The 26,108-nt window shown below is 46.5% G+C and carries 21 protein-coding genes; 15 read left to right on the top strand and 6 right to left on the bottom strand.

Annotated features, from left to right (window positions below; genetic code table 11):
* Positions 1–164: 164 nt before the first annotated feature.
* The 3 genes from purB (at position 165) to A37S_RS0114815 (ending at position 2,794) form a co-directional block, all read left to right on the top strand.
* On the top strand, positions 165–1,508 hold the full coding sequence (purB, locus tag A37S_RS0114825) for an adenylosuccinate lyase (protein ID WP_028297668.1): 1,344 nt from the start codon (positions 165–167) through the stop codon (positions 1,506–1,508).
* Between the two features lie 128 nt (positions 1,509–1,636).
* Positions 1,637–2,191, top strand: a complete 555-nt coding sequence (locus A37S_RS0114820) for a NifU family protein (RefSeq protein WP_028297667.1) — start codon at positions 1,637–1,639, stop codon at positions 2,189–2,191.
* Positions 2,192–2,281: 90 nt separating this feature from the next.
* Positions 2,282–2,794, top strand: coding sequence for a GNAT family N-acetyltransferase (locus A37S_RS0114815; protein WP_028297666.1), 513 nt, complete (start codon positions 2,282–2,284; stop codon positions 2,792–2,794).
* Here the strand turns inward: A37S_RS0114815 and ppk2 are convergent.
* From ppk2 to A37S_RS0114800, 3 genes are all read right to left on the bottom strand, one after another.
* Positions 2,791–3,612 carry a polyphosphate kinase 2 gene (gene ppk2 / locus A37S_RS0114810; RefSeq protein WP_028297665.1) on the bottom strand — a complete coding sequence of 274 codons (822 nt, stop codon included), beginning with the start codon at positions 3,610–3,612 and terminating at the stop codon, positions 2,791–2,793. The two genes, A37S_RS0114815 and ppk2, sit on opposite strands and share 4 nt — an antisense overlap.
* A 78-nt stretch (positions 3,613–3,690) precedes the next feature.
* The gene (locus A37S_RS0114805; protein ID WP_036602687.1) at positions 3,691–4,482 is read right to left on the bottom strand and encodes an inositol monophosphatase family protein; all 792 of its coding nucleotides are present in this window, start codon (positions 4,480–4,482) and stop codon (positions 3,691–3,693) included.
* 53 nt (positions 4,483–4,535) lie between these two features.
* Positions 4,536–5,714: a prolipoprotein diacylglyceryl transferase gene (locus tag A37S_RS0114800; RefSeq protein ID WP_028297663.1), complete on the bottom strand. Its 1,179-nt coding sequence runs from the start codon at positions 5,712–5,714 to the stop codon at positions 4,536–4,538.
* 104 nt (positions 5,715–5,818) lie between these two features.
* Between A37S_RS0114800 and A37S_RS0114795 the strand changes: the two genes are divergently transcribed.
* From A37S_RS0114795 to bla, 6 genes are all read left to right on the top strand, one after another.
* On the top strand, positions 5,819–6,028 hold the full coding sequence (locus tag A37S_RS0114795) for a hypothetical protein (protein ID WP_028297662.1): 210 nt from the start codon (positions 5,819–5,821) through the stop codon (positions 6,026–6,028).
* Between the two features lie 958 nt (positions 6,029–6,986).
* Positions 6,987–9,824, top strand: a complete 2,838-nt coding sequence (porW, locus tag A37S_RS0114790; protein WP_028297661.1) for a type IX secretion system periplasmic lipoprotein PorW/SprE — start codon at positions 6,987–6,989, stop codon at positions 9,822–9,824.
* 8 nt (positions 9,825–9,832) lie between these two features.
* Complete coding sequence (locus A37S_RS0114785) at positions 9,833–12,097, top strand: transglycosylase domain-containing protein (RefSeq protein ID WP_028297660.1); 2,265 nt, start codon at positions 9,833–9,835, stop codon at positions 12,095–12,097.
* Positions 12,098–13,903: an excinuclease ABC subunit UvrC gene (gene uvrC / locus A37S_RS0114780; protein ID WP_028297659.1), complete on the top strand. Its 1,806-nt coding sequence runs from the start codon at positions 12,098–12,100 to the stop codon at positions 13,901–13,903.
* A 119-nt stretch (positions 13,904–14,022) separates the two neighbouring features.
* Positions 14,023–16,383 (top strand): S9 family peptidase, encoded by a 2,361-nt coding sequence (locus tag A37S_RS0114775; protein WP_028297658.1) that lies wholly within the window; start codon positions 14,023–14,025, stop codon positions 16,381–16,383.
* A gap of 25 nt (positions 16,384–16,408) precedes the next feature.
* Positions 16,409–17,239, top strand: a complete 831-nt coding sequence (gene bla / locus A37S_RS0114770) for a subclass B1 metallo-beta-lactamase (protein WP_028297657.1) — start codon at positions 16,409–16,411, stop codon at positions 17,237–17,239.
* A 57-nt stretch (positions 17,240–17,296) separates the two neighbouring features.
* Here the strand turns inward: bla and A37S_RS0114765 are convergent, their stop codons facing one another.
* The gene (locus A37S_RS0114765; RefSeq protein WP_157278689.1) at positions 17,297–18,733 is read right to left on the bottom strand and encodes an ATP-dependent DNA helicase; all 1,437 of its coding nucleotides are present in this window, start codon (positions 18,731–18,733) and stop codon (positions 17,297–17,299) included.
* A gap of 132 nt (positions 18,734–18,865) precedes the next feature.
* On the opposite strand from A37S_RS0114765, the gene A37S_RS0114760 reads away from it, so the two are divergent.
* The 3 genes from A37S_RS0114760 (at position 18,866) to coaD (ending at position 20,797) form a co-directional block, all read left to right on the top strand.
* A complete protein-coding gene (locus tag A37S_RS0114760; RefSeq protein ID WP_028297655.1) occupies positions 18,866–19,684 on the top strand; it encodes a DUF3822 family protein in 819 nt (272 codons plus the stop codon).
* Positions 19,675–20,214, top strand: a complete 540-nt coding sequence (gene rsmD, locus A37S_RS0114755) for a 16S rRNA (guanine(966)-N(2))-methyltransferase RsmD (RefSeq protein ID WP_028297654.1) — start codon at positions 19,675–19,677, stop codon at positions 20,212–20,214. Before A37S_RS0114760 ends, rsmD begins: the two co-directional genes overlap by 10 nt.
* A gap of 103 nt (positions 20,215–20,317) precedes the next feature.
* The gene (gene coaD, locus A37S_RS0114750; protein WP_036602662.1) at positions 20,318–20,797 is read left to right on the top strand and encodes a pantetheine-phosphate adenylyltransferase; all 480 of its coding nucleotides are present in this window, start codon (positions 20,318–20,320) and stop codon (positions 20,795–20,797) included.
* On the opposite strand, the gene A37S_RS0114745 is transcribed toward coaD, so the two are convergent.
* The gene (locus A37S_RS0114745; protein WP_245586396.1) at positions 20,794–21,387 is read right to left on the bottom strand and encodes an NUDIX hydrolase; all 594 of its coding nucleotides are present in this window, start codon (positions 21,385–21,387) and stop codon (positions 20,794–20,796) included. The two genes, coaD and A37S_RS0114745, sit on opposite strands and share 4 nt — an antisense overlap.
* Positions 21,388–21,409: 22 nt before the next feature.
* Between A37S_RS0114745 and pyrE the strand changes: the two genes are divergently transcribed.
* The 3 genes from pyrE to clpB all read left to right on the top strand — a co-directional run bounded on the left by pyrE (position 21,410) and on the right by clpB (position 25,497).
* Entirely contained in the window at positions 21,410–22,060 is a 651-nt protein-coding gene (pyrE, locus tag A37S_RS0114740; RefSeq protein ID WP_028297651.1) for an orotate phosphoribosyltransferase, read from the top strand.
* A 22-nt stretch (positions 22,061–22,082) separates the two neighbouring features.
* The gene (locus A37S_RS0114735) at positions 22,083–22,487 is read left to right on the top strand and encodes an SRPBCC family protein (RefSeq protein ID WP_028297650.1); all 405 of its coding nucleotides are present in this window, start codon (positions 22,083–22,085) and stop codon (positions 22,485–22,487) included.
* A gap of 397 nt (positions 22,488–22,884) precedes the next feature.
* On the top strand, positions 22,885–25,497 hold the full coding sequence (gene clpB, locus A37S_RS0114725; RefSeq protein ID WP_028297649.1) for an ATP-dependent chaperone ClpB: 2,613 nt from the start codon (positions 22,885–22,887) through the stop codon (positions 25,495–25,497).
* A gap of 236 nt (positions 25,498–25,733) precedes the next feature.
* Here clpB and A37S_RS0114720 read toward each other — a convergent pair whose 3' ends face one another.
* Entirely contained in the window at positions 25,734–26,084 is a 351-nt protein-coding gene (locus tag A37S_RS0114720; RefSeq protein ID WP_028297648.1) for a single-stranded DNA-binding protein, read from the bottom strand.
* Positions 26,085–26,108 lie beyond the last annotated feature (24 nt).

Raw genomic sequence — 26,108 nt, 5'->3', positions numbered from 1 at the left:
TGTCAAATGTGTAAGTCTTCTCTCTATTAAGGGGTGACATTGTCCCGAAATAAAAATGACAATCGTCACATCTCAACTGGATGTATATAATTGCACTCGGGTATCTACAGGTTTCGCACAAATGGTTAACTTTGCCTTCAAAACAAAAAAGCATTTTTCATACGATGAGTTTATCTCCTTTAACAGCCATATCGCCCGTAGATGGTCGCTATCACCAAGCTACCTCTTCCCTATCTTCCTATTTTTCGGAATCTGCCCTCATCAAGTATAGGGTATTTATAGAGATCGAATATTTCATTGCACTTTGCGAAAGTGGGCTCCCCCAACTGAAAATGGTCGATAAGGCTTTATTTGCCTCGTTGAGAGACATCTATGCCAATTTTGGTCTGGAGGATGCCCAGCGTATCAAGGATGTAGAGAAAACTACCAACCATGATGTAAAGGCGGTGGAGTACTTCATCAAGGAAAAATTCGACCAATTGGGGCTGTCCTCTTTTAAGGAGTTCATCCATTTTGGGCTTACCTCCCAGGACATCAACAATACGGCCATTCCCTATTCTTGGAAAGAGGCCATAGAAAAAGAATATATCCCTACTTTCGAACAGGTTTTGAGCCTATTAAAAGAACTGGCACAACAATGGAAAGACATTCCCATGCTGGCCCGCACCCACGGCCAACCGGCGTCGCCCACCAAGCTGGGAAAGGAGATCAAGGTCTTCATAGAGCGTTTTGAGGTGCAATTAGCTCAATTGAAGTCCGTTCCCTATTCCGCCAAATTTGGTGGAGCCACAGGCAATTTCAATGCGCACCAGGTAGCCTATTCCCATACGGACTGGGTGGCCTTTGCCAATCACTTTGTCAATGACACGCTCGGTCTCAATAGGTCGCAGTACACTACGCAGATAGAGCATTACGACAATTTTGCAGCGCAGTGCGATGCTCTGAAGCGCATCAATAACATCTTGATAGACCTCTGTCGGGATATATGGACCTATATCTCCATGGATTACTTCAAGCAACAGATCATCGCCGGGCAGATCGGCTCATCGGCCATGCCGCATAAGGTGAATCCCATCGATTTTGAGAATGCCGAGGGCAACTTGGGCATAGCCAATGCCATCCTGGAACATTTGGCTGCAAAGCTGCCCATATCCAGGCTGCAACGAGACTTGACCGATTCTACCGTTTTCAGAAATATTGGCGTGCCTATGGCCCATATCATCATCGCGTTCAAATCTTCCTTACGAGGATTGAAAAAGCTCATCCTGAACGAAGAGGCCATACATGCCGATCTCGAAAAGAACTGGGCCGTAGTGGCAGAGGCCATCCAAACCATATTGCGAAGAGAGGGTTATCCCAAACCTTATGAGGCGCTGAAAGACCTCACCAGAACCAATGAAGGGGTCAACAAGGAAACCATTGCCCGTTTTGTGGAACAATTGAATGTGGACGATCAAATCAAGGAAGAAATAAAGGGCATTAGTCCTTGGAACTATACGGGAATATAATAGTTGTGAGTTATGAGTTGTCCGATGTCTCATATCTCCTATCTATTTTAGAATTGACGTTTGAGTGACCTCTTGTAAGGTTATTTTTCCTTATTTTTGCTTTAATTATTCTAAATTAGAAAACTAAAATGGCTACCATAAACGTATATACCGAAGCTACACCCAATCCGGCAACCATGAAGTTCTTGGTCAACAAGCTGTTGGTCAATGGCAGTTTGGATTTTCCAAGCAAGGAAAAAGCGGCAGCGTCACCCTTTGCCAGTGAGTTGTTTAAGTTCAACTTCGTAAATGGGGTGTTTTTCGCCAGTAATTTCGTCACCATCACCAAGGCCGAGCATGTGGAATGGGAAGATATAGAACCGCTTTTGAAAGACTTTGTAAAAGGCGCCGTAGAGTCCGACCTGAAAGTTCAGGAGGTAGAAGTGGACCATAACACCAATTTTGAGGGAAGCGACACAGAAGTGAAAATCCAACAGGTACTGCACGACTATGTACGCCCTGCCGTAGAGCAAGATGGTGGGGCCATCGCCTACAAATCCTTCGACGAGGGCGTGGTCACCGTAGAGCTCAGGGGAGCTTGTAGTGGTTGTCCATCATCTACTTTTACGTTAAAGGCGGGCATCGAAGGCCTGTTGAAAAGAATGGTTCCCGAAGTGCAAGAAGTAGTAGCCGAGGCTATGTAACAATGCCCCATAAGAATAAACAAATCATTATAATCCAAACAGGGCTGCCCAATGTGATAGGCAGCTTTTTTTGTTGATCGCTTAAATACGATGATAGAAATTGTTGAAGCTTCGGAAAGTCATTTTCCCATCATCCAGCAACTGGCTCATCAAACATGGCCCCATACCTTTGGGGCTATACTATCCAAAGAACAAATTGCCTATATGCTGCAGATGATGTACAGCGAGCAATCTTTGGCAGATCAAGTCAACAACAAAAAACACCGGTTTCTCTTGGTAAGGGAAGGCACGGATTTCCTCGCCTATGCTTCCTACGAGATCGGGTACAAGCTAAAGAAAACCAAAATACACAAGCTATATGTTTTGCCGAGTGCGCAAGGCAAGGGATTGGGGAAATTGTTGATAAACAAAATCGCGGATATTGCACGTCAAAGCGATAACCGAGTACTGTCGCTAAATGTCAATAGGAACAATCCCGCTACCCAGTTTTATGAGAGACTAGGCTTTCAGATAAAAGCTCAAGAGAATATCGATATTGGCCAAACTTTCTTGATGGAAGACTATGTGATGGAATTGAACGTTAGTTATTTCGATTCCATCTAATCGATCTTCTTAAATATCGTTTTATCGACTTGAACCTTCGTTTTCGGCTTGAATCCAGGAAAATGCCCCAGTATATAGTTCATAACCTGTATACGTGTCTTTTTCTTATCATCTGCCGTGATGCGTATCCACGGTGCATCCTTACTGGACGTCTTGTTTAACATCCGATCAATGTAATAGCTGTAATCGTCCCATTTTTCCAGGGCCTGTTCATCGAGGCCACCTATTTTCCACGATTTTTCCGGATCTTCTGCCCTTTCTCGCAGACGCTTTTCTTGCTCAGGCTTGCTGATGTCAAGGAAAATCTTCATCAATACGATACCTTCTTTTACCAGAAGCTTCTCCACATCGCCAACTTGTTTCATAAAGGCCTTATGTTGCTCTTTGGAGCAAAAACCGAAAACTGGCTCTACCACTGCGCGATTGTACCAACTCCTGTCAAAAAAAACCACCTCACCCTCTTGCGGTAAATGCTTTATATACCGCTGGAAGTACCATTGCTTTTGCTCATTTTCCGTAGGTTTTGGAAGGGCTACTACCCGGTATTTTTTGGGATTCATTTTGGCTATGGCACGACTGATGGTTCCACCCTTTCCCGCTGCATCCCTTCCTTCGACAATGACCAGCAGCCTTGCATTGGCGTTGATAATATGCGTTTGCAGGCGCAGCAATTCAAACTGCAAAGCGTGCAAATCTTTTTCGTAAGCCAGTTGCTCCCGAAGCTTTTGTTCCTTAATGATTCCCTTTTTTACCAATAGGGATAGGATATCATCACTATAGACAATGGATTCCAGATCCTTCAAATCAAATACAGCCATAACCAGTAAATTATCTAAAACCTTCACCAAAGGTGTGCGCAAGACCAAAGCGCAGTCAAACTTTGGTGAAGTTAGTACTTAAAAATATTTCTGCGTCAAAGCGACAAAGGAAGGCGTCAGATGAGGATTGCCGGCCACTACAGATCCTTTGTCCAGCATATTATCTCCCCCATTAAAATCATACACCATGCCACCTGCTTCTTCTACCAATAACACTCCAGCGGCCATGTCATAATCATGAATATTATACTCAAAGAAGATGTCAAACTTTCCAGAGGCGACATAAGCCAGATCGAGCGCCGCCGAACCTATTCTTCGGATCCCCCTTCCCAGAGTCATGGCTTCGCGTAGCAAGTTGATATACTGCTCTTGAAAGCTGAAATCATGAAAAGGTATGCCCGTGGCCAATAAGGACCGCTCGAAATTCTTGGTACCACTTACTTTAATGGGCTTTCCATTCAGAAAGGCTCCCTCCCCTTTTACGGCTGTATAGCACTCATCCCTAGTGATCTCATACACGACACCCAAGACAACTTTGCGCCTATAGGTAAGTGCTATGGACACACAATAGGCAGGGATATTGTGCACAAAATTAGTGGTACCATCCAAAGGGTCTATAATCCATTCGTATTCGGCATCGGTTTTACTTATCACCGTTTTCTCTTCCGTAATGAATCCGGCAGATGGCCACAAATCCGTCAATCGCGACACTACCAGTTGCTCACTCTGCTTGTCTACATAAGATACCACGTCATGGAAACCTTTGTCTTCTACGGCATCATCGGAAAACGATTGTCTTTGCTCTCGGATAAAGGCACCTGCTTCTTTTGCTACTTCACAAACTTTGGGTAATAAATCGAGTAATTCCATCTTCATATTGTTGGCAACAGATATATAGGCTTCCTGTTTTCAAATAAGTATATTTAAGCATACTTTGGTGCTATGGTTTCGGGATGCTTCTTGGCATAGCGCTGCGTATAGAACAGCCCTACGATACCAAGTATAACCAATAGTACTGCGATCAACTCCGCCTGGGTAAATTCCAAACCACCAAGGCGATATTTCGAGTTTACTCGGATGAGCTCAATAAGGAAACGTTCTATCCCACAAAGGATGAGGTAAATGGAAAACAACATGCCTGCGGGCCTCACTTTTTTGCGAATGCCCCATATCAACAGAAAAAGCAGAAAACAAGCTATCACCTCATACAGGGGCGTAGGAAATACAGGTATGGGCAGCTCATGGCAGAACTTGCCGGTACACCCTGCTATTGGCACTCCCTCATCCAGCACGTTGTGCGGGAACTTAAATGCCCACACCCAATCGGGTGCCCATGCCAGCCAATCGGGTTTGGGAGCCGTATTTTCTATCCCCCAATCGCCATCGCCAGCCAACTGGCAGCCTAGTCTCCCCACGGCATAGGACAGCATCATGCCCGGTGCGCCCACATCCAGCATATGCAGCGGATGTATGCCTTGCTTATAGGTATAGTAAATAACCGCTGCCCCGCCGCATATGAGACCGCCATAAAAGGTCAGCCCGCTAAAAGAGATCAAGCCTTCAATGGGATTTTTGACGAACTCGTCCCAATATTCCAGGTTATGGAATACCTTGGCGCCAATGATGCCCCATATGGCAGCCCATAGTAATATAGATGGCATCAATTCGTGTGGACGAAGCGTAATAGCTTCCTTCTTTGGCTTGGGCAGCTGTGCCTTTTTCTTTTCACTGTAAGACCAATAGCCGAACAAAGCGCCCAGCAGTAATCCTCCTATCACACTGCCGTCCCAAGAGAGTAAAAACGATTGGGGATCGTTTACCACCGCACCATAATTGAACAGCGCGTGGACCAATTTGAAACCCACAATGAACCCAACGACACCGTTCACAACTACATCGGCCATACTGGGTGCTTCGCCCACCGTATGCGTCCGCTGTACAGAAGACATCAGTCCTTCTTGCTCCTTCCTGCGCATTTCCTTGCTGAAAACCGTATAGGCGGCATAGAAGGCAAGTGCTACAAATAAGCCAAAGGTCTGAACGGGCAATGGGATAAATACGCCGGTGAAGTATTCTATGAGATGTGATAAAGTCGGAAACATGGGTATAAAGATATATATTTATCATAAAGTGCGAAGAAAAATTAATTTACGCCACGCCAAAAACCATTTGCGCACGTAGCTTGTTTACAAACAAAACGCTAACCATGAAAACATTCGGAATCATCCTCATTATCATCGGTATCATCACCCTGTTTTGGACAGGTTTCTCCTATACCAAGCAAGAAAAGGTTGTAGACATTGGACCAGTGGAAGTAAGTGCAGAAAAAGAAAAGTCATTCAATTGGCCGCCCTATGCCGGGGGCATTCTCATAGCCGGTGGCGTATTGCTGCTTTTTGTAGGTAAGAAGAAGTAGTTTCTGAGCACTTCTTTCTGCCACTCATGGCCGTGGCGGGCCCAGCCCTATTGTCCGGCAACAAAAGGACCAAAAGTGCCTGTTCGACCCTAAGGTAATCTTTCGTGCATGCCTATCGCTACAAGCAAATATCGCATCGCTTTTTTTGCTCTCCGCCTCCTCCCATGGCGCTCATAGCCCCGCAAAAGCAAGGTTCGGCACTGCTTGCATGATCGGTAGAGCAGTTCTTTGCCCTGTTTTCATTGCTGTGGAATGGGCAGGGCCTGCATCGCAACGTGCAGCCCTATTTTTGCTGCTCTATGAATGTTTTGCCTTCCAGAGGGCCTTACAAGCGCCGCATGATGGTTCAATCTCACGTCTCATATCTCACAACCCATTTCCCCTCGCTCTTTCCCTTCCGGCCCTCAAGCCGGGCCAAGGCTTTTACTTTCTTTGCAAACGCGAAAGAAAGTAAACAAAGAACGCTTTTGCGGCTGGGGAAAGTTTGCTGGATTTTGGTGGCCTATACCAGATGGACGCTAGGCTTCGCTGCATCCATCCCTNTGATCCACAAGCCACCAAAATCCCGAGACGCAAACTTTCCAAGGCCGCTCGTACTATCAATGCGTAACCTTCATTCCTGCTGCTATGAACGTACTACCCTCTGGAAGCCTTACAAGCGCCGCATGATGGTTCAATCTCACGTCTCATATCTCACGTCTCATAACGGTCCGCTTCCTTTTTGCTTGTCTCCATTGCTGGGGGCCGAACATGCGTGCATAGCAAGGTTTTTCTCTATCACTGCTGCTATTCAAAATTTTCCCATCCAGACACCTTTCAAACATCGATTGACGGGCAAAACTCGCCATGTACCTTCCCCTGTTTCAGATGGGGATGGGAATGGAATAGCCTCCTGATTTTTATCGTGCGTGGAACTTTATAAGCTCATCAAAAGAAATTACCTTTGTACGCACTGAACATGGACAGATATCTCAAGACATTTTTTTTGCTCCCTAAGCGTTTTTCTATCTACGGGATGGTGATTCTGATGTCTGGATTATGGGCCTGTAAGACAAACAAAGAGCGCAAGGGCACCAATTTTTTTCAAAATGTGAGCGCTAGGTACAATATCCTTTTCAATGGCAACCAGATTTTGGAAGAAATATCCAAGAAGCGCTTATTGGACCATCGGGATAACTTCCAAGCTACCTTGCCCATCTTTGTCGATCCCACTACGCAAGACGGCGAACGTGCTGCTTACCTGATGGACAGCGTAATACAAAAGGCAAACACGCTTATCAACACCAAAGACCAAAGCCGCTTCATTCCTCAGGCCTATTTCATGATGGCGCAGGCTCAATATGAGAAAGCCAACTTTTACCAGGCATCCGAACTGTTTCGCTACATAAGCCAAACGGCCGACCCGCAGGATTTCCAACTAAAAGAAAAGGCATATAGCTGGCATGCCAGAATGCTCATTTTATCTGGCCGTCTCAATCAAGCCTCCGTATCGTTGGACTCTGCCTTTGCCCAAGCAAGATTTAGGCGCAAAGTGCCGCTGGCCCTCACTCAGGCCACCAATGCACTATGGCTAATGGAACAGGGAGAAATAGCGGGATCACTCCCCTTTCTAAAGCAAGCTATCAACGTAAGTAAGAGCCCTAAGGAAAGATTGCGCTGGCAATACCTTTATGCCCAATTGCTAGAGCAAGGAGAGGCGCATGAAGAAGCGTACAAGGCATTCAACAAAGTAGCGAACAGCAATGCAGCTTTTGAGCTGGCCTTCAATGCCTCTTTAAGGTGCGAGGCCATTGTAAGCCTGCACGACCCGGATATCGAAAACCATATCCAACGGTTGAAAAAACTAGCCAGAAACAACAAAAGCATTGGTTTTAAAGATCAAATCCATTACCTCATTGCCCAGAGTTACCTTCAGGCCGGGGACACTGCCAATGCGATCACACAGCTCAAAATATCCTTACAAGAGAACGTACAAAATGACTTCCAGCGTACAGGAAGCTATTTGGCCTTGGCAGACCTTTATTTCGACAGGAAACAATACGGTCTGGCAAAGTCCTATTACGACAGCACGGCTAGCGTTATAAACAGCAGCTATCCCTCCTATAAGCAAATCAGCGAAAAGATAACACATGTAGATGAGCTTACGAGCAACTACCTTACGATAGCACACGAAGACACGCTCCGCCTGTTGGCAAGCATGCCTGTTGAACAGCGGGAGCAGTTCATAGACAGCTTGATAAGCAGCAAGGCAGCCGCAACGACCGAGCAAAAGAAACAAGCCCCCACCGTGAACCGGGCTTTTGCCAGCCTATCGTCCCCGGGCGATAGCGATGCCTCCACCCTGGCCAATGCATCGAGTGGCAACCATTTCTATTTCAACAACCCCACTGCCGTAAGTACGGGAATGTCTACCTTTAGGCGCCGTTGGGGCAATCGGCCGCTAGAAGATGACTGGAGGTGGAGCAGTAAACCCAACAAGTCTTCCTCTCGAACGAGAATGCCGTCCAACGAAGCGGAAATGACGGACCTAGCCACGGCAACGAACGCAGCAGGACAACAAAGCTTATGGAATAAGGCGGATTACTTGGCAGCCATACCAGATGACGATGAAAAATGGCGCAAGTCAGACCAAAGGATAAGCAATTCGTTAATGGAAATAGGAAATCTCTACCGCGATGTACTGAAAGATCCGCAGCATGCTATTCAAACCTACGAACAATTGCTGAAAAGGTATCCAGAGGCTTCGGACAGAGATGTCACCTATTACTATTTATATAGGCTGTATGCCGATGCCGATGAACAGCAAAAAAAGAACTTGTACGGCCAACTTTTAGCGGAGGAGTTCCCAAAATCTACTTATACCAGATCCATACTGGACCCCAACTACTTACAAACAGTACGTCGTGATAAAGCCGCATTAGATAGTCTGTACACCAAAGCTTTTGAGGCATATACCAAAGAGGATTTTAAGGAAGTAAAGTCTATAGCAGATAGCCTGCAGAACACAGGGACGGAAGAAAGCACCCAGCGAATCCATGCCCAATTGGCCTATCTCAAAGCATTGGCCGTGGGTAGGACAGCTTCCATTGGTGAATACGAAGAGGAACTTAAGCAGCTATCGCTGCGTTATCCAGACGATCCCCTATTGGCCCCCATCGTACAACAACAACTTAATTTTATTCAGGAAAATCGCGACAGCCTGCAAAGCCGGGCCGTTGCCATAGCCGAGATCAATGCCAACAGGGAGCGGTTCGAGAACGAGCCGAACATGACAAAGTGGCCCGAGCTCGTTTATCGTGCCGATGGGCAGGCCCTCATAGCAGAGCCCCAACAAGAGCCCGTGAATGTTGCTGAAGTAAAAGATGAGGACAACACTATACCGGCCCTTATGCCGTTTAATGAAATAAAAACGATAGGGAGTAATAGAAATTTGGACTTATTGCCAGACACAGGCACCTATTACTTTGTGATAGACGTACGTCTTGCTACTGCCAACCTTAGTCCCTCGCGCTATGGTATAGGCCAGTTCAACCGCAGTCAAAACAGCACAAAAAACCTGCGCCATCAACTGATGACCGTGCTAGACACCTCACAGTTGATCTATATCGGCCAGTTTGAAAGCTACAATGACGTTAAGACATATGCCAATCGCATTGCTCCCCTGATGAAAGACATTATGAAGGTGCCACAGGAAAAATACGAAACCTTCATCATCACACAGCAAAATTTGGAAGTGCTGACGGATGGAAATAAATTAAATACGTATATTGACCTATATAATAGGAGCAATCCATAGCAAAACACATGCAACGAAATAAAAAAAACAATAAGAAAACCGTATTAACAGCACAAGACATCAGAAGGTATACCTTCAATTTCTGGAAGATACTCTTGGGCCTTGGCCTGCTTTTCGCACTGTTCCTGCTGTGCGTAGGCTTCGGCTTGTTTGGCAAATTGCCCTCTTTCAGGGACCTGGAAAATCCTAAGAGCAACCTGGCTTCGGAAGTGATCTCGGACGACGGCCTGGTGCTGGGTACCTATTACGTGCAAAACCGTTCCAACGTTACCTACAATGAACTGTCGCCAGCGCTCATCAAGGCACTCATCGCTACCGAGGACACGCGCTTCAACAACCACTCGGGGGTAGATTTCAGACGTACCTTCACGATTTTCTTCTACAATTTGATAGGCAAAAAACAGGGCGCCAGTACCATCACACAGCAGCTCGCGCTCAACTTGTTCTCGGAAGAAGGCCGTTCGCGCAGCACCGTAAAACGTGTGATACAGAAATTTAAGGAGCTCATTACCGCAGTGCGCCTGGAGCGAAACTACACTAAGGAGGAGATATTGACGATGTATCTCAATACGGTAGATTTTGGCGCTTACAATACCTACGGCATCAAATCAGCGGCCAAGACCTACTTCAACACCACCCCTTCTAAGCTAACTCCTCCACAGGCCGCCGTACTGGTGGGCATGCTGAAAGGTCCCGGTATCTATTCGCCCATACGCTATCCAGAAAATGCCCTGCGCCGCCGCAATACGGTACTTAACAACATGCGCAAGGATGGTTTCCTTACGGCTGCCGAGGCAGAAGCATTCAAAAAGGAACCCATAGAACTCGATTTTAGGCCAAATAGCTATGGCGAAGGCCTGGCACCTTATTTCAGGGCCACCCTGCGTAGCGACATCAGAAGGATATTCAATGAACTGTCCATCACCAAGGCAGACGGCACACCCTATGACCTGGATCGAGATGGATTGAAGATCTACACCACCATCGACTCCCGCATGCAGGCCTTTGCCGAGGAGGCACAAAAGGAATGGATGCAGGAACTACAGGTACAGTTCAACAACCAATTCAAAGGCGTAAAAGATCCTTTCAAGGGGATCGAAGACGTCATAACCAACGGCATAAAGCAATCGGACAGGTATCGGATCCTCAATCAGCAAGGGGCTTCGGATAGTGACATAGACAAAAGCTTTGCCACGCCTGTCAAGATGACCATCTTCAGTTGGAAAGGCAATATAGACACCACCATGACTCCCCTGGATTCCGTGAGATACAACAAGATGATCTTGCGCAATGCCCTCATGAGCATGGAGCCACAAACCGGCTATGTACGGGCCTGGGTGGGCGGCATCAATTTTGAGCATTACAAATACGACCAAGTGAAAATGGGTACCCGCCAGGTAGGCTCTACGGCCAAGCCATTTACCTATGCCGTAGCGATAGACAACGGTTACTCGCCCTGCTTTCAGGTGCCCAACGCGCCTATTACCATAAAGAGCGCTACCAACGAATGGACCCCACGGGGGGAGAATGTCATAGCAGGCCCCATTACGCTGAGAAAAGCCCTGGCCAATTCGCAAAACTACGCCACGGCAGATATGATCAACCGCGTGGGACCGCAGGAGGTGGCAAACCTGATTAAGAGCTTTGGAGTGACAACCGAGGTACCTCCCTACCCTTCCATATCTCTCGGCTCTTTTGAGGCATCGATATACGATATGGTGGGCGCCTATTCCACTTTCGTCAACCACGGCGTATGGAACAAGCCAATTTACCTGCTGCGCATAGAAGACAAGAACGGAGCGGTCATATACAACAATGCGCCTCAAGTGAAAGCAGTTTATAACGACCAGTCTGCCTATGTGATGGTAGATATGCTCAAAAGTGTGGTCACCGAGGGAAGCGGCATGCGTATCAGGTTTCGCTACGGCCTCACCAACCCCATTGGTGGAAAAACAGGTACCTCCAATAGCAATTCGGATTCCTGGTTCATAGGCATTACGCCACAACTCGTCACGGGCGTGTGGACTGGGGGTGACGAACGGCGCATACGTTTCCGCTCCACTGCCTTTGGACAGGGTGCTCATGCGGCATTGCCGATATTTGCGCTATATATGAAGAAGGTGTACGAATCGCCAGATCTCCAATATTCCAAGGGCGATTTTGAATTGCCACAAGGCGGACTACAGCGCGAACTGGATTGTAGCAAGTATTACCAGCCACCGACAGAAGAAGAGGAAAATAAAAAGGAGAATGAAAGTAGGTTGGATTTTTAAATGGAAAAATTTGATTATCGCGAAGCACTGAAAAAAATCCCCCACAAGCCTGGGGTATACCAGTATTACGATAAACAAGGCACTTTAATCTATATCGGCAAGGCAAAGGACCTGAAAAACCGCGTCAGCTCCTATTTCGTGAAGGATGAGCACCTTTACAATGCCAAAACGAGGGTGCTGGTAAGGAAGATCAACAAAATTTCCTTCACTATTGTCGATACCGAGATAGATGCATGGCTGTTGGAAAACAGCCTCATCAAAAAGCATCAACCGCGTTACAACGTGATGCTCAAGGACGACAAGACATACCCTTGGATTGTCATCAAACACGAGCGTTTTCCACGTATCTTCTGGACACGCAAAGTCATCAGGGATGGTTCCAAATACTTTGGCCCCTATGCTTCGGTGGGCATGATGCACGCTATTCTGGAAGTCATAAAGGAGCTTTTCCCCTTGCGGACCTGCAACCTGCCCCTCACCAAGGAAAATGTCAACAGCGGTAAGTTCAAAATATGCCTGGAATACCAGATAGGCAACTGTGCGGGCCCATGCGAAAACTATCAAAGCGAAGAAGACTACAACGCCAACATAGATAGCATTAAGGATATTTTGAACGGCAAGACAGCCGTCGTCTTCAAACGCCTGAAAGAAAACTTGGACCAAGCCATTGAACAACTCCATTTTGAAGAGGCCCATGAGCTGAAACGTAAACTGGATCTGCTGTCCAATTACCAAAGCAAATCGACCATCGTGAGTAATATCATCAACGATGTGGAAGTTTACAGCATAGCATCCGAAAAGGATTATGCCTTCGTTAACTTCCTGAAAGTGATGAACGGTACGGTAATACAAACGCAAACCGTCGAACTGAAAAAGAAGCTCGACGAGACAGACGAAGAGCTGCTCTCCCTAGCCATATTGGAGTTTCGACATCGCTATAAGAGCCGTTCCAAGGAAATTATCGTCCCTTTCAAACTGGCTATCGAAACCGAGGAGTTCAAGCAAACCATCCCTCAGCTGGGTGATAAGAAAAAACTGCTGGACCTTTCGCACAAGAACGTCCTCTTCTTCAAAAAAGAACGACTCGATCAATACGAAAAACTAAATCCGGAGTTAAAAACCGATCGCATCCTCACCAAAATGAAAGAGGACCTGAGGCTCAATGTACTGCCCAAGCATATTGAATGTTTCGACAATTCCAATTTCCAGGGCAAGTACCCTGTTTCGGCCATTGTGGTATTCAAGGATGCCAAGCCATCCAAGAAAGACTATCGCCATTTCAACGTGAAAACCGTAGAGGGTCCCAATGACTTTGCCACCATGGAAGAAGCAGTTTACAGGCGATACAAAAGGATGCTGGACGAAGGCTCCCCTCTTCCCCAGCTCATCATCATCGACGGAGGAAAAGGACAGCTGTCTTCCGCCATGAAGAGCCTCAAGAAACTCCATATAGACACAAAAGTGACCGTCATTGGGATCGCCAAGCGTCTAGAAGAGCTTTTTTATCCTGGAGATCAATATCCTTTGTACCTGGACAAACGATCGGAAACGCTAAAGGTCATTCAGCACCTGCGCGATGAAGCACACCGTTTCGGCATCACCTTTCACCGCAACCAGCGCAGCCGTAAGACCTTTCAGACAGAGCTTTACCAGGTTAAGGGAATTGGCAAAGTGAGCGCAGACAAACTACTGAGCAAATTCAAATCGGTAAAGAAGATCAGGGAAGCAAGCGAGGAAGAACTCGCAAAAGTGCTAAACAAAACACAAATTGCTGCCTTGCGCGAGTATTTCGCAGAAACCGTTTGATGTGGAGCAAGCAATAACGAACACATCGAGGCGGATAAAAAAAATATTACGTTTTTCAGCCCTCAAAAAGCATTTTTTCTGCTTAATTTGGCCTGTGAAAATGTAATAAGCACCATCTTATGAATAAAACAACAACCTTCCTATTGTCGCTGTCGATAGCTTGTAGCAGCCCCCTATTTGCTCAGGTGGAGCAGGCCAAGCACATAAGCGCCTCGGACTACGAGCATGCCGAGAAGTTTCTTGCATACCATACCGAGCAATACGTCGATCGCGCGACGGTATCGCCTAATTGGCTTCCAAACGAGCGTTTTTGGTATAGGGTACTGACAGCGGAAGGAAGTGAGTTTGTTTTGGTAGATGCCGCAAAAGGGACACGCAAAGCAGCCTTTGACCATCAGCGGCTTGCTAGTGCCCTATCTCTTGCAAGTGGCAAGCAGTATCAAGCAAGCATGCTGCCTTTCCATGCATTCAGCTTCTCTCCCGATGGCCAGAGCATCCTCTTTAAGGTAGGGGGAAAACAATGGAAGTGCGACCTGAAAAGCTATGTCTGTACCGAAGGCGAGGGCAATATTCAGGACAGGGAAGCGAATGCCAATGGCGAGGCTCGTTCTTTCCGCTTAGGTGCCACGCCAGAATCGCGCTCACCTGACGGAAAGAAAGCCGTCTTCATCAAAAACAATAACCTGTGGATAAAGGATATCGCAAGCAAAGAAGAAAGCCAGCTCACGACGGATGGAGTTCAAGATTTCGGTTATGCTACCGACAATGCGGGATGGAAGACAAGTGACAGGCCCATCCTTTTGTGGTCGCCAGACTCAAAAAAAATTGCCACTTTCAAGCAAGACCAACGGCTGGTGAGCGATATGTATCTTGTGCCCACCAACGTTGGGAAGCCTACCTTAAAAACATGGAAATATCCTTTTGCTGGCGATAAGGAAGTCGCCATGATCCATCGGGTAATTATTGATGTCCAGAACAAAAAAGTCGTCCCCCTGAAAGTCGATCCAGATCCGCACAGATCTACCGTCAGTGACGATATTGCCACGGGCGGTGTGCTGGCCGATGTAAACTGGAGTCCCGATGGGGATTACCTTGCATTTGTTTCCACCTCGCGGGACCACAAGCAAGAAAAGGTACGCATAGCCAATGCACTTACCGGCGATGTACGGGAAGTTTTTGAAGAAACTGTAGCTACCCAATTTGAGTCGGGCTGGCGCGGCAGCAACTGGCGCTATCTACACGGATCGGGTGAGTTTATATGGTTTTCCGAACGCGATGACTGGGGACACTTATACCTGTACGATGCATCCACAGGCCAACTAAAAAATCAAATCACTACCGGGGAATGGCTTGTATCCCGCTTGGTCAAAATAGATGAAAAAAAGCGTACGATCTATTTCATGGCAAATGGGCTACAAAAAGAAAACCCATACTATGCACAACTGTGCCAAATTGGTTTTGACGGCAAGGACTTCAAGGTATTGACTCCAGAAGCCGGCAACCATAGCATTAGCCTCTCTCCTTCCGAACAGTATTTCATAGACAGCTACTCAAAATTGGATGTCCCTCCAGTCATCACCTTACGCCGTATAAATGGCAAGTTAGTGAATACTTTGGAACAAGCAGACATTTCTCGCCTGGCCGCAACTGGCTGGAAGCCCGCTACGCCAGTCAGCGTGAAAGCACATGACGGCAAGACCGACCTTTACGGCTTAATGTTTACGCCCACTCGGCTTGACCCCGGAAAGAAATACCCCGTCATTGACTATATCTACCCCGGACCGCAGGGCGGCAGCATAGGCAATTGGTCCTTTGCTTCTGCCAGAGGCGATCACCAAGCGCTGGCAGAGCTGGGCTTCGTGGTGGTACTTATTGAAGGAACGAGCAATCCATACCGCTCCAAAAGCTTCCACGACATGAGCTATGGCAATATGGCCGAGAACACCTTGCCCGATCAGATAACGGCTATCCGCCAGCTGGCGCAGCGCTACCCATTCATGGATCTAGATCGCGTGGGCATCTGGGGCCATTCCGGTGGCGGCTTTGCAACGGCTGCCGCCATGTTTCGCTATCCTGATTTCTTCAAAGTGGGCATCTCCGAGTCGGGCAATCACGATAACAGAAATTACGAAGACGACTGGGGTGAACGTTACAATGGTCTGGTAGAAAACTCCGACTACGAAGCACAGGCCAATCAAAACTATGCCAAGAACCTAAAAGGTAAGCTGTTACTCGCTCATGGCCTGATGGACAACAATGTGCCCCCGGTAAATACATTCCTAGTCATAGAAGCTCTGCAAAGGGCAAATAAAGACTATGACCTGATCGTATTTCCCAATAGTGCACATGGCTTCGGCGAATTCTCGCCCTATATGATGCGCCGCCGTTGGGACTATTTTGTGCGGCATTTGAAAGGGGCCGAGCCACCACATGAATACCTGCTGAAAAGTGCTTCGGATAAGAGGAATAAGATCGACTAACAGCGATGTGTTAAACCGAGAGGAAATGGGATTGAACAAACAACACCTACCACCTATGCTACTGTCTTGGATCGGCTGCTTGCTGATGCTTGCTTGTAGCTCACGCTCGAGCAGTACAAGTAGTGCCATGGGCGATAAAGAACCTTCGGGAATTGCCGTAAATGCAGATTCTACCACCCTATATCACTCTGAAAATTTGATCATCAAACAGGTGGCGGCAAATACTTATGTGCATACTTCTTATTTAAATACGGAAGATTTTGGTAAGGTTCCCTGCAATGGCATGGTCGTGCTAAGCGATGGAGAATGTCTCATATTCGACACGCCTGCCGATGAAATAGGCACGGAAGAATTGTTGAATTTCCTCATCAACGACAATATGCTTCACATCAACGGGATAATAGCCACACATTTTCATGCCGACTGCGTAGCTGGGCTTAATGTATTTCATCGGCGGGGCATCCCTTCCTATGCTCATGAACGCACGATAGCTTTATTGCAGAAAAAAGCGGATAATAGCTATGACTTACCTCAGCATACATTTCAAGATCAGCTCGAATTAACTGTGGGAACGCAGAAAACGCTAGCCAGTTTCTTGGGCGAAGGCCATACGAAGGACAATGTCATCGGTTATTTTCCCAAAGATAAGGTATTGTTTGGCGGTTGCCTCATAAAAGAAGATGGAGCGGGCAAGGGCAATTTGGAGGATGCCAATGTGCAGGCCTGGCCAGAGACAGTAGGTAAACTGAGACAACAGTATCCACAAATAAAATTGGTCATTCCCGGACATGGAGCAATCGGGGGAACGGAACTTTTGGACTATACCATAAAATTATTTGCTTCGTCCCCACAATGAACCGCTAAACTGCAATTGCGATTTCTGTCGTGAGCAAGCATGGGGCATTCAGAGACGTTATTGTTCATAAAACAAGGCGTTGAAATTGACCAGAAACAATTCTTTCGTAGCACGTGTACAGGCTGTATAAAGCCAGCGTAAAAATTCCACGTCGAGCATTTCTTCCGTAAGAAAGCCTTGGTCCACAAAAACGGCATCCCACTGGCCTCCTTGTGCCTTGTGGCAAGTTACGGCCATCGCAAACTTAATCTGCAATGCATTGTAGTAAGGGTCTTTCTTCAAAGCTTCTAGCCTTGCTTTCTTACTCGTAATATCCGCATAGTCGGCCATCACCTGCTCGTAAAGCACCTGTTGGGAAGCATAAGGTAAATTTGGGCTATCCGTATGTAAGGTATCCAAGAGTACCCTGCAGTTCATCGGCTCCTCTTCTTCCCTATCCATAAACGATAAGCTCACGTCGGCAAAACGAAAGCCGTATTGTTCATGCACGTTCCTTACGCGACGCACCGTAGCCATGTCGCCATTTGCTATGAAGCTCTGTGCTCGTTCATCGTCCGCTGCCCAATAATAATTGTTGCGCACCACCATGATGGAGTCCCCGCCCGTCAGCTCTTCCTCCCGATACAGTATCTGGTGCCGAATATGCTGATTGTACAGGTTGGCGTGCTTATTGGACCGACAGATCACTAAGGTGTTTTCCATTCCATATTTACCATAAGCATAATGAAGCCCTTCAATCAGACGTTCGCCCGTCATGCGATAAACGTCTGCAAAACCATCTACCCGAAGCTTGGGGAACTTCACTCCTACCGGTTTATCATCCAGACGAATCTGCTCCCGTATGCGAGTAGCATTATAAAGTATACCCGAGCTTTTATCTTGCCGTACTACATCTGTCAGCTCACAACACATGACGGATAAGCCAAAAGCGGCTTCCAATGCGGATGGTACCAAGGCAGGACTCTGCATAAGGCCTACAGGAGGCAGCTGCGCCATATCGCCCACAAAAAGGAGCTGACAGCGCTTGCCAGAAAACACGTATTCCACAAGGTCTTCCAACAGGCTTCTGTTTTGATAGCCCTGCCTTTCGTTGGAAATCATGGAGGCTTCATCCACAACAAAGACTGTATCTGTATGTAGGTTATCGGCCAATACAAAAGCCATATCGGGCGTTCCAGCTATTTTTTTTTTGTATATTTTCTTATGGATGGTATGCGCTGCCATACCCGAATAGGCACTCACTACCTTTGCCGCCCTCCCCGTAGGTGCTAGCAATACGGAACGCTTTCGCAAAGTAGGCAGCACCTGAACCAAGGTACTGATGATGGTCGTCTTTCCCGTACCGGCATAGCCCTTCAACACAAAACAAGGCCTATAGCCAATATGCTCCAAAAACTTCGCCAGTGCACCAAAGACTGCACGCTGCTGCGCAGTAGGTGACATGAGAAATTTTCGCTCGAATAGCTTTTCGATATCCACGTGCCAAAATAACATATTTTCATCCAATTATTTTTCTTTTATCGGCCGATGACTGCTCGATGTTTCGTTTGACAAAAAACTTGGTCCTCCATTTGTCTCCTAGCGAAGTTTGTTCATGTCAATGCTATAAAGTACTTTTGCTTCATCATGAGCGAATCTTTACACATTCCTTACATAGACGAGGGCTTTTCCGTAAGCCACGCAGAAAACTGCCATTTGGCCTTGCAATTGATTGGCGACGCCTATTCTATGGCTATCTTTTGCCCAGAACAACATTTGCGCTTAATGTTGCAATGGCAAGGTGAGGATAGGGACTCCCGGGTGGACCATATATTGTCACTCCAATATGTCTCTAGGAAGGTGAGTTTGGAGCTACAGCCGAGCACCTTGGTACCTCAAGACCTGTTTGACCTAGAACATCTAGATGACCTCTACCCCATACTCGGACTTGATAAGTCAACGCATTTGTTGCATGTAGATCACATTCCCCATGAGAAAATAGTGGTCATCTCTGGACTTGAAAACAAGCGTTCAGATCAGGTTCACAATGCCTTTCCCAAAGAAAAGATCGTTGCTTCTGCTTCTGCCTTTCTGAATGCGGTATTGGCATCGTCGGTCAATGACCAAGCTTCGCTCTACATCAATTTCGCAGGCAAATTCACGGAGTTTATCTACATCCAAGATGGGCAATTGATCTTTTTCTCCCAGTTTCCGAACAACGATGTAGATGAGTTCAACTATTTCCTGCTAAGCTGCGCCCAAGAATTGGGCATCCAGCTCGAAGACATCGTACTTTCACTTTCTGGCAGCATTTCCTCTGGCGATGAGTACTACCTCCGCTGCAAAAAATACAATAAAGAAGTCCGGTTTTCATCTCCCAACGCTTTTATAGACCAAGAGCTTCCGAGCCAACTCCCAGAGCCGCATCGATTTTTCAGTTTATTTGGCTTGACCTTATGCGTATAATAGGCGGTAAATACAGGGGCTTGGTACTGCATGTCCCCAAAGGTTTGCCTGTGAGGCCCACTACGGACCTGGCCAAGGAATCGCTCTTCAATATCCTAAACAATCGCATGGAGATAGAAGGGTGTTCTGCGCTTGACCTTTTTAGCGGCACGGGCAATATCATGATGGAGCTTGCTTCTAGAGGAGCCGGAGCAATTTGTGCTGTAGACAAAAGCGGTAAGTGCTGTGCGCATTTGAAAAATCTTGTAAGCAAATTCGATTTGAAAAACATTCAGATAGTCAAGGATGACGTATTCAAATTCTTGCAGCGAGGCCATGCACAGTATGATCTTATTTTCGCCGATCCCCCTTATGACCTTCCCCAACTAACGCAATTGCCGCAACTTATTTTTGACAAGGAGCTGCTAAGCCCTAACGGGATTTTCATATTGGAACATCCTACAATGAAAAAAGTAGATCACCACCCACATTTTAAGGAGCAAAGAAAGTACGGTTATTCCTCTTTTAGTTTCTTTGAACGGCAAAACTAGATGGAATATTGCTTTTAGCCGTCAGCAATCAACTTCTAGCCCGATATCTCACGTCTCACGTCTAAATACTACCTACTAAACATTAAATTGATTACCTTTGAATATGTCACAAAAGCGAATCGCTATCTTTCCGGGCTCATTCGATCCGTTAACCCTGGCTCATTTTGAGCTGCTAAACAGGGCCGTTCCATTATTTGACCATATCTATGTATCTATAGGAACAAATAGTTCCAAATCGCCTTTTTTTTCCATCGACGACCGTTTATTAATGCTGAAGCGCATATTTGCAAATCATCCGAGCATACATGTGGAAACATATAGTGGGCTAACGGTACACTATGCGAAAGAAAAAAACGCCAAATATATACTGCGCGGCATGCGCAACACAAATGATTTTGAGTTTGAAAATGCCATTGCGCAGAACAATTTGCAGCTAGACAATGAAATAGAATCTATCTTCCTGCTTAGCAGCCCCGGATACGGACACATTAGTTCCACCATCGTGAGAGACATACTCAAGAACAATGGGGATGTATCTCACCTGGTTCCCAAAGAGGTGCTAGAATACATACAGAAAACCTAAGCTCTTCTTTGGTATACGTTGACAATATCCTTTATCAGCGGGTAGGTATCCGTCATCACGCTGCCAATACCCTCGGCTGGTATCCACCTTGCCTTTGTGATGTCCTCGCTCAGTTGCGGTTTTAGTTTGGGCACTTTGTTTACGGCCATTTCATACCAATTGGTTTTCTTGACCACCATCTTGCCTTTGATTTCATAAACGTGATAGCCAGATATAATTTTCGGTCCGAGGTAGTCAACGGCAATGCCGCATTCCTCTTCTACTTCACGTACAGCCGTCTCACGCATTTTCTCCCCCTCTTCCAGTTTACCTTTGGGTAGGTCCCATTTCCCGAGACGATAAATAAAAAGGAAATCTCCACGGCCGTTTCGTACCAAGCCACCTGCCGCCTTTATCAGGGGCTGTTTGCTCAACAACTCTTTAAAATAGGACTTGGGGTCATCTACCCTGATCAAATAATTTAACGGTGCAGGATTTTTTTTCACTAATGCCCATAGGGCATTAAAATCAAAAAGCTCACTATCAATATTTTGAACAATTATCTTTTCGGGATAGTCAAAATCGGCCAAAATGAGGACCGAATCGTTCATATAAATTTTATAAATTTGCGCCATGGATCACAAAAGTGAGATTGAACAAAAAGTTGCTGAATTTCTTCTGCAAATAAAAGCAATTAAATTACAACCATCAAAACCCTTTACTTGGGCATCGGGATGGAAATCGCCAATTTATTGTGATAATCGCATTACCTTATCACATCCTACCGTAAGAACATACATCCGTCAAAAGCTTTCTAGCCTCATTCAAGAAGAGTTTGGTTCGGTCGCGATGATTGCTGGCGTAGCTACTGCCGGCATCCCACAAGGGGTGTTGGTAGCCCAAGATTTGGGGCTGCCTTTCGTATACGTGCGCTCCAGCGCCAAGGATCATGGCAGGCAGAACTTGATTGAGGGCGACGTCATAAGCGGCCAACGTGTAGTGGTAGTGGAAGACCTTATCTCTACGGGCAAGAGCAGCCTCAAGGCCGTTGAGGCCCTTCGCGAGGCTGGCTGCGACGTGGTAGGCCTGGTTGCTATCTTCAGCTATGGTTTTGATGTGGCCGAGGCCAACTTCAAGGAAGCCAAATGCCGATATGCCACCTTGTCCAACTACAACGCCTTGATCAAATATGCGGCCGAGCATAACGACATCACGCACGAAGAGGAGGACCTCTTGCGCGAGTGGCGCCGGGATCCGGCCAATTGGATGACGACGAAGGACTAAAAAACCATTTGACACCAAAATTATGACTATTATCGAAAGCAAAGCGGTGATAAATCTTCCCGTGGAAAAAGTTTATCAATTCTTGGCCGACTGCAATAACCACGAGCAGCTTATGCCAGACAATGTGTACAATTGGTCTTCCACCACGGATGAAGCCAGCTTTACCATAAAAAATATGGCAAAGCTGACATTGAAAGTGGATCAACGTACGGAAAACAGCAGCATCATCTTTATACCTGCCGAAAAAGCGCCTTTTGACGTGAGCCTAGAATGGGAGGTCAACACCAAAGGCGAAAACCAAACAGAGGCGACCTATCGCATCAAGGCCGATCTTAACATGATGATGAAGATGTTGGCCAGCGGTCCGCTACAAAAGCTGGTAGACCATGAAACCGGTGAGTTGAAGAAAGTATTGGAAAAAAATTAACCAAGGGAGCGAATGCTCCCACCCCTTTCCCCAAAAAAAACCAGGGCTATACGTTCCCTTTCTTTCGCAATAGCATAGCCTTGTTGTACTCTTAGTTCATCTGAGTAAACGATATATTTCTCCAAATTCAATTTCAAAGATTAAACAACGTGGAGACAAACGCAGTCGCCTTCGATCAGAAAATCCCAGAAGCAACAAATGTCAATTTTTCACCCCTTTTTATCATTTAACGCCATTTTGTCACTTTTCCTCTCATTTCTATTGGTGGCCTTTTTATTGATATGATAAATCAAAAATTAGAAGAAATAACCAAAAACAAAAAGGGACGTTTTAAGGTATTCCTAATATCGAAAAGACCTTTTAGGCCAATACCGAAATGCTCTAAAATATAAAAGGCATGAATTTTAACAACTTTACCATCAAAGCCCAGGAAGCCGTGCAGAAAGCTTCCGAAATAGCCAGCGGCAACCAGCAACAGGCTATAGAGACGGCGCATCTCTTAAAAGCGCTACTATTGGTTGACGAGAATGTCATAAACCATCTGCTAAAAAAACTCAATGTAAACATCAACCACCTGAACGACAGCTTGGATCAGGAAATCAACTCTTTCCCAAAAGTCAGTGGTAGCAACATCTATCTTTCCAACAATGCCAACACCGCCCTGCAAAAGGCAACCGGCTATTTGAAAGAGTTCAAGGACGAGTTTGTATCCGTGGAACACCTGCTTTTGGGCCTATTGGCCGTAGGTGATAAAACGTCTTCTCTACTAAAAGATCAAGGCGTGAACGAAAAAGATCTAAAAAAGGCCATTACAGAGCTTCGGGGCAACAATCGGGTGACCGATCAAAATGCCGAAGCCACCTATAATGCCTTGAACAAATACGCACGCAACCTCAATGAGGCTGCCGAATCGGGCAAACTGGATCCCGTCATAGGCCGTGATGAAGAGATCAGGCGTGTTATCCAGATCCTTTCCCGACGTACCAAGAACAACCCCATATTGGTAGGCGAACCAGGTGTGGGTAAAACGGCCATCGCAGAAGGCATTGCGCACCGGATCATCAAAAAAGATGTCCCCGAAAACCTGAAGACCAAAACGGTCTACTCATTGGATATGGGTGCATTGATTGCTGGAGCGAAATACAAGGGTGAGTTTGAAGAAAGGCTGAAAGCCGTGGTGAAAGAGGTGACGGACAGCGACGGAGAGATCATCCTTTTCATTGACGAGATACACACGCTCGTGGGGGCCGGCGGTGGCGAAGGCGCCATGGATGCGGCCAATATCTTGAAGCCTGCCCTAGCTAGGGGCGAACTGAGGGCTATTGGTGCCACTACGCTCAACGAGTTCCAGAAATATTTTGAAAAAGACAAAGCGCTGGAAAGGCGTTTCCAAAAGGTCATGGTGGATGAACCAGACACCCAAGATGCCATCTCCATCTTGCGTGGTATCAAGGAAAGGTACGAAACGCACCATAAGGTCCGCATCAAGGACGAAGCCATCATCGCTGCCGTGGAATTGTCGCAACGTTACATTGCAGATCGTTTCTTGCCAGACAAGGCCATCGACCTGATGGATGAAGCTGCTTCCAAGCTGCGCTTGGAGATGGACTCCGTGCCAGAAGAAGTCGATGAAATCGAACGCAAAATCATGCAGATGGAAATCGAACGGGAGGCCATAAAACGGGAAAAAGACCAACACAAGGTAGAAGAGCTCAGTCGTGAGATCGCCAATTTGGCTTCCAAACGTGACTCCTTGCGTGCCGCATGGCAAAGCGAGAAGTCACTGGTAGACAAGCTGAACCACCAAGTGGAACAAATAGAGAACTACAAGCTCGAAGCCGAACAGGCCGAACGCTCGGGCGACTACGGCAAGGTAGCTGAGATACGCTATGGCCGCATCAAGGAAGCCCAAGACGAAGTAGAAAAGCTCAAAAAGGAACTGGAAAGCAAGCAAGGCGAAGGCCGTATGCTGAAAGAGGAAGTAACAGCTGAGGATATCGCCGATGTGGTATCTCGCTGGACAGGCATTCCCGTAAATAAAATGGTGCAAAGTGAGCGCGAGAAGCTCCTGCATTTGGAAGAGGAATTGCACAAACGCGTAGCAGGGCAATCTGAAGCCATCGAGGCCATTTCGGATGCCATCAGGCGTTCCCGTGCGGGCTTGAGCGACAAACGTAGGCCCATCGGTTCCTTCATCTTCCTGGGAACTACTGGTGTAGGTAAAACTGAATTGGCAAAGGCCTTGGCAGAATTTCTCTTCAATGACGAGCAATCCATGGTACGTATAGATATGAGTGAGTACCAAGAACGGCACGCTGTATCGCGCCTTATCGGTGCGCCTCCAGGATATGTGGGCTACGATGAAGGTGGTCAGTTGACAGAAGCTGTTCGTAGGCGTCCCTATTCCGTGGTATTGCTAGATGAAATTGAAAAAGCGCATCCAGATGTGTTCAACATCCTCCTGCAGGTACTGGACGACGGTCACTTGACGGACAATAAAGGTCGGGTAGTGAACTTTAAGAACACCATCATTATCATGACTTCCAATATCGGTTCACACCTTATTCAGGAAAACTTTGCTGAACTAAATGAGAACAACAAGGAGAGCGTCATTGCCAAGACAAAAGCCGAGGTATTCGAATTATTGAAAAAATCCATTCGGCCAGAGTTCTTGAACCGTATTGATGAAGTGATCATGTTTACGCCACTTAGCAGGGACGAAATACACGACATTGTCAGATTGCAATTCCATAGCGTTCAAAATCAGTTGGCAGAAATGGGCATTACGCTCGAAGCGTCAGAAGAAGCTTTGGATTGGCTAGCTCAATTGGGCTACGACCCACAATTTGGCGCCAGACCGCTGAAAAGGGTTATCCAAAAACGCATCTTGAATGAATTGTCAAAGGAAATCCTTGCAGGCAAGGTGGATAAAGACAGCAAGATCAAGCTTGATGTATTTGACAATAAGTTTGTATTCCTCAATCGAAAAGAGGAAGAAGAACATGCCTAAGAATGTTTTGAAACCTTAATATACTGCTTAGATAGTTATAGTAAAAAGGCCCGTACCGAAAAGGTACGGGCCTTTGCTTTTTTATACGTCAGACATTTACACTCGCTTTTCCATTGAAATAGCCAAACTGACGCTACATGTTACGCCAAAAAAGAGCTTTGTTTCGGAAAGCGGCACCTAGTAAGCGACCAAATCTACCGATTGACCAACCAACTAATGACCAATCAACCAACGAACTAACTCGCCTTGCTTTCCTTCACGATGATTTCCATTTCACCCACCACGACCTCCGAAACAAAACGCGTTACACCTTCCTTATCCATATAGGACCTATTGACCAATCTTCCCATGACGGCTATTTCCAATCCTTTTACCAGTGCTTTCTCTGCTTCTATCGCTTTCTTACCCCAGAATATTAGGTTGTGCCACTGTGTCTCTGTATGCCACTCTCCCAATTTATTCTTATAGATATCGCGGGTAGCGATGGATACTCTTGCCATTTTCTTGTTCTCACCGAATGTGCGTACTTCTGGATCGCTACCCAAAAAACCGATTAATTGTACACTGTTTTTGATTGCTTTGTTCATGACTAAAAAATTTAAAAGTAAAAC

The sequence above is a fragment of the Olivibacter sitiensis DSM 17696 genome (assembly GCF_000427965.1).
GTDB classification, from domain to species: Bacteria; Bacteroidota; Bacteroidia; order Sphingobacteriales; family Sphingobacteriaceae; genus Olivibacter; species Olivibacter sitiensis.
This window is presented reverse-complemented; position numbering and strand designations above follow the sequence as displayed.

Excerpts from the sequence above, each read along its gene's own strand:
- A37S_RS0114765 (WP_157278689.1), bottom strand. The coding sequence starts at position 18,733 with ATGTTATTTTGGCACGTGGATATCGAAAAGCTATTCGAGCGAAAATTT.
- uvrC (WP_028297659.1), top strand. The coding sequence starts at position 12,098 with ATGGAAAAATTTGATTATCGCGAAGCACTGAAAAAAATCCCCCACAAG.
- bla (WP_028297657.1), top strand. The coding sequence starts at position 16,409 with ATGGGATTGAACAAACAACACCTACCACCTATGCTACTGTCTTGGATC.
- A37S_RS0114745 (WP_245586396.1), bottom strand. The coding sequence starts at position 21,387 with ATGAACGATTCGGTCCTCATTTTGGCCGATTTTGACTATCCCGAAAAG.
- purB (WP_028297668.1), top strand. The coding sequence starts at position 165 with ATGAGTTTATCTCCTTTAACAGCCATATCGCCCGTAGATGGTCGCTAT.
- coaD (WP_036602662.1), top strand. The coding sequence starts at position 20,318 with ATGTCACAAAAGCGAATCGCTATCTTTCCGGGCTCATTCGATCCGTTA.
- A37S_RS0114760 (WP_028297655.1), top strand. The coding sequence starts at position 18,866 with ATGAGCGAATCTTTACACATTCCTTACATAGACGAGGGCTTTTCCGTA.
- ppk2 (WP_028297665.1), bottom strand. The coding sequence starts at position 3,612 with ATGGCTGTATTTGATTTGAAGGATCTGGAATCCATTGTCTATAGTGAT.
- A37S_RS0114735 (WP_028297650.1), top strand. The coding sequence starts at position 22,083 with ATGACTATTATCGAAAGCAAAGCGGTGATAAATCTTCCCGTGGAAAAA.
- A37S_RS0114805 (WP_036602687.1), bottom strand. The coding sequence starts at position 4,482 with ATGGAATTACTCGATTTATTACCCAAAGTTTGTGAAGTAGCAAAAGAA.
- clpB (WP_028297649.1), top strand. The coding sequence starts at position 22,885 with ATGAATTTTAACAACTTTACCATCAAAGCCCAGGAAGCCGTGCAGAAA.
- rsmD (WP_028297654.1), top strand. The coding sequence starts at position 19,675 with ATGCGTATAATAGGCGGTAAATACAGGGGCTTGGTACTGCATGTCCCC.
- A37S_RS0114820 (WP_028297667.1), top strand. The coding sequence starts at position 1,637 with ATGGCTACCATAAACGTATATACCGAAGCTACACCCAATCCGGCAACC.
- A37S_RS0114800 (WP_028297663.1), bottom strand. The coding sequence starts at position 5,714 with ATGTTTCCGACTTTATCACATCTCATAGAATACTTCACCGGCGTATTT.
- pyrE (WP_028297651.1), top strand. The coding sequence starts at position 21,410 with ATGGATCACAAAAGTGAGATTGAACAAAAAGTTGCTGAATTTCTTCTG.
- porW (WP_028297661.1), top strand. The coding sequence starts at position 6,987 with ATGGACAGATATCTCAAGACATTTTTTTTGCTCCCTAAGCGTTTTTCT.
- A37S_RS0114795 (WP_028297662.1), top strand. The coding sequence starts at position 5,819 with ATGAAAACATTCGGAATCATCCTCATTATCATCGGTATCATCACCCTG.
- A37S_RS0114815 (WP_028297666.1), top strand. The coding sequence starts at position 2,282 with ATGATAGAAATTGTTGAAGCTTCGGAAAGTCATTTTCCCATCATCCAG.
- A37S_RS0114775 (WP_028297658.1), top strand. The coding sequence starts at position 14,023 with ATGAATAAAACAACAACCTTCCTATTGTCGCTGTCGATAGCTTGTAGC.
- A37S_RS0114785 (WP_028297660.1), top strand. The coding sequence starts at position 9,833 with ATGCAACGAAATAAAAAAAACAATAAGAAAACCGTATTAACAGCACAA.
- A37S_RS0114720 (WP_028297648.1), bottom strand. The coding sequence starts at position 26,084 with ATGAACAAAGCAATCAAAAACAGTGTACAATTAATCGGTTTTTTGGGT.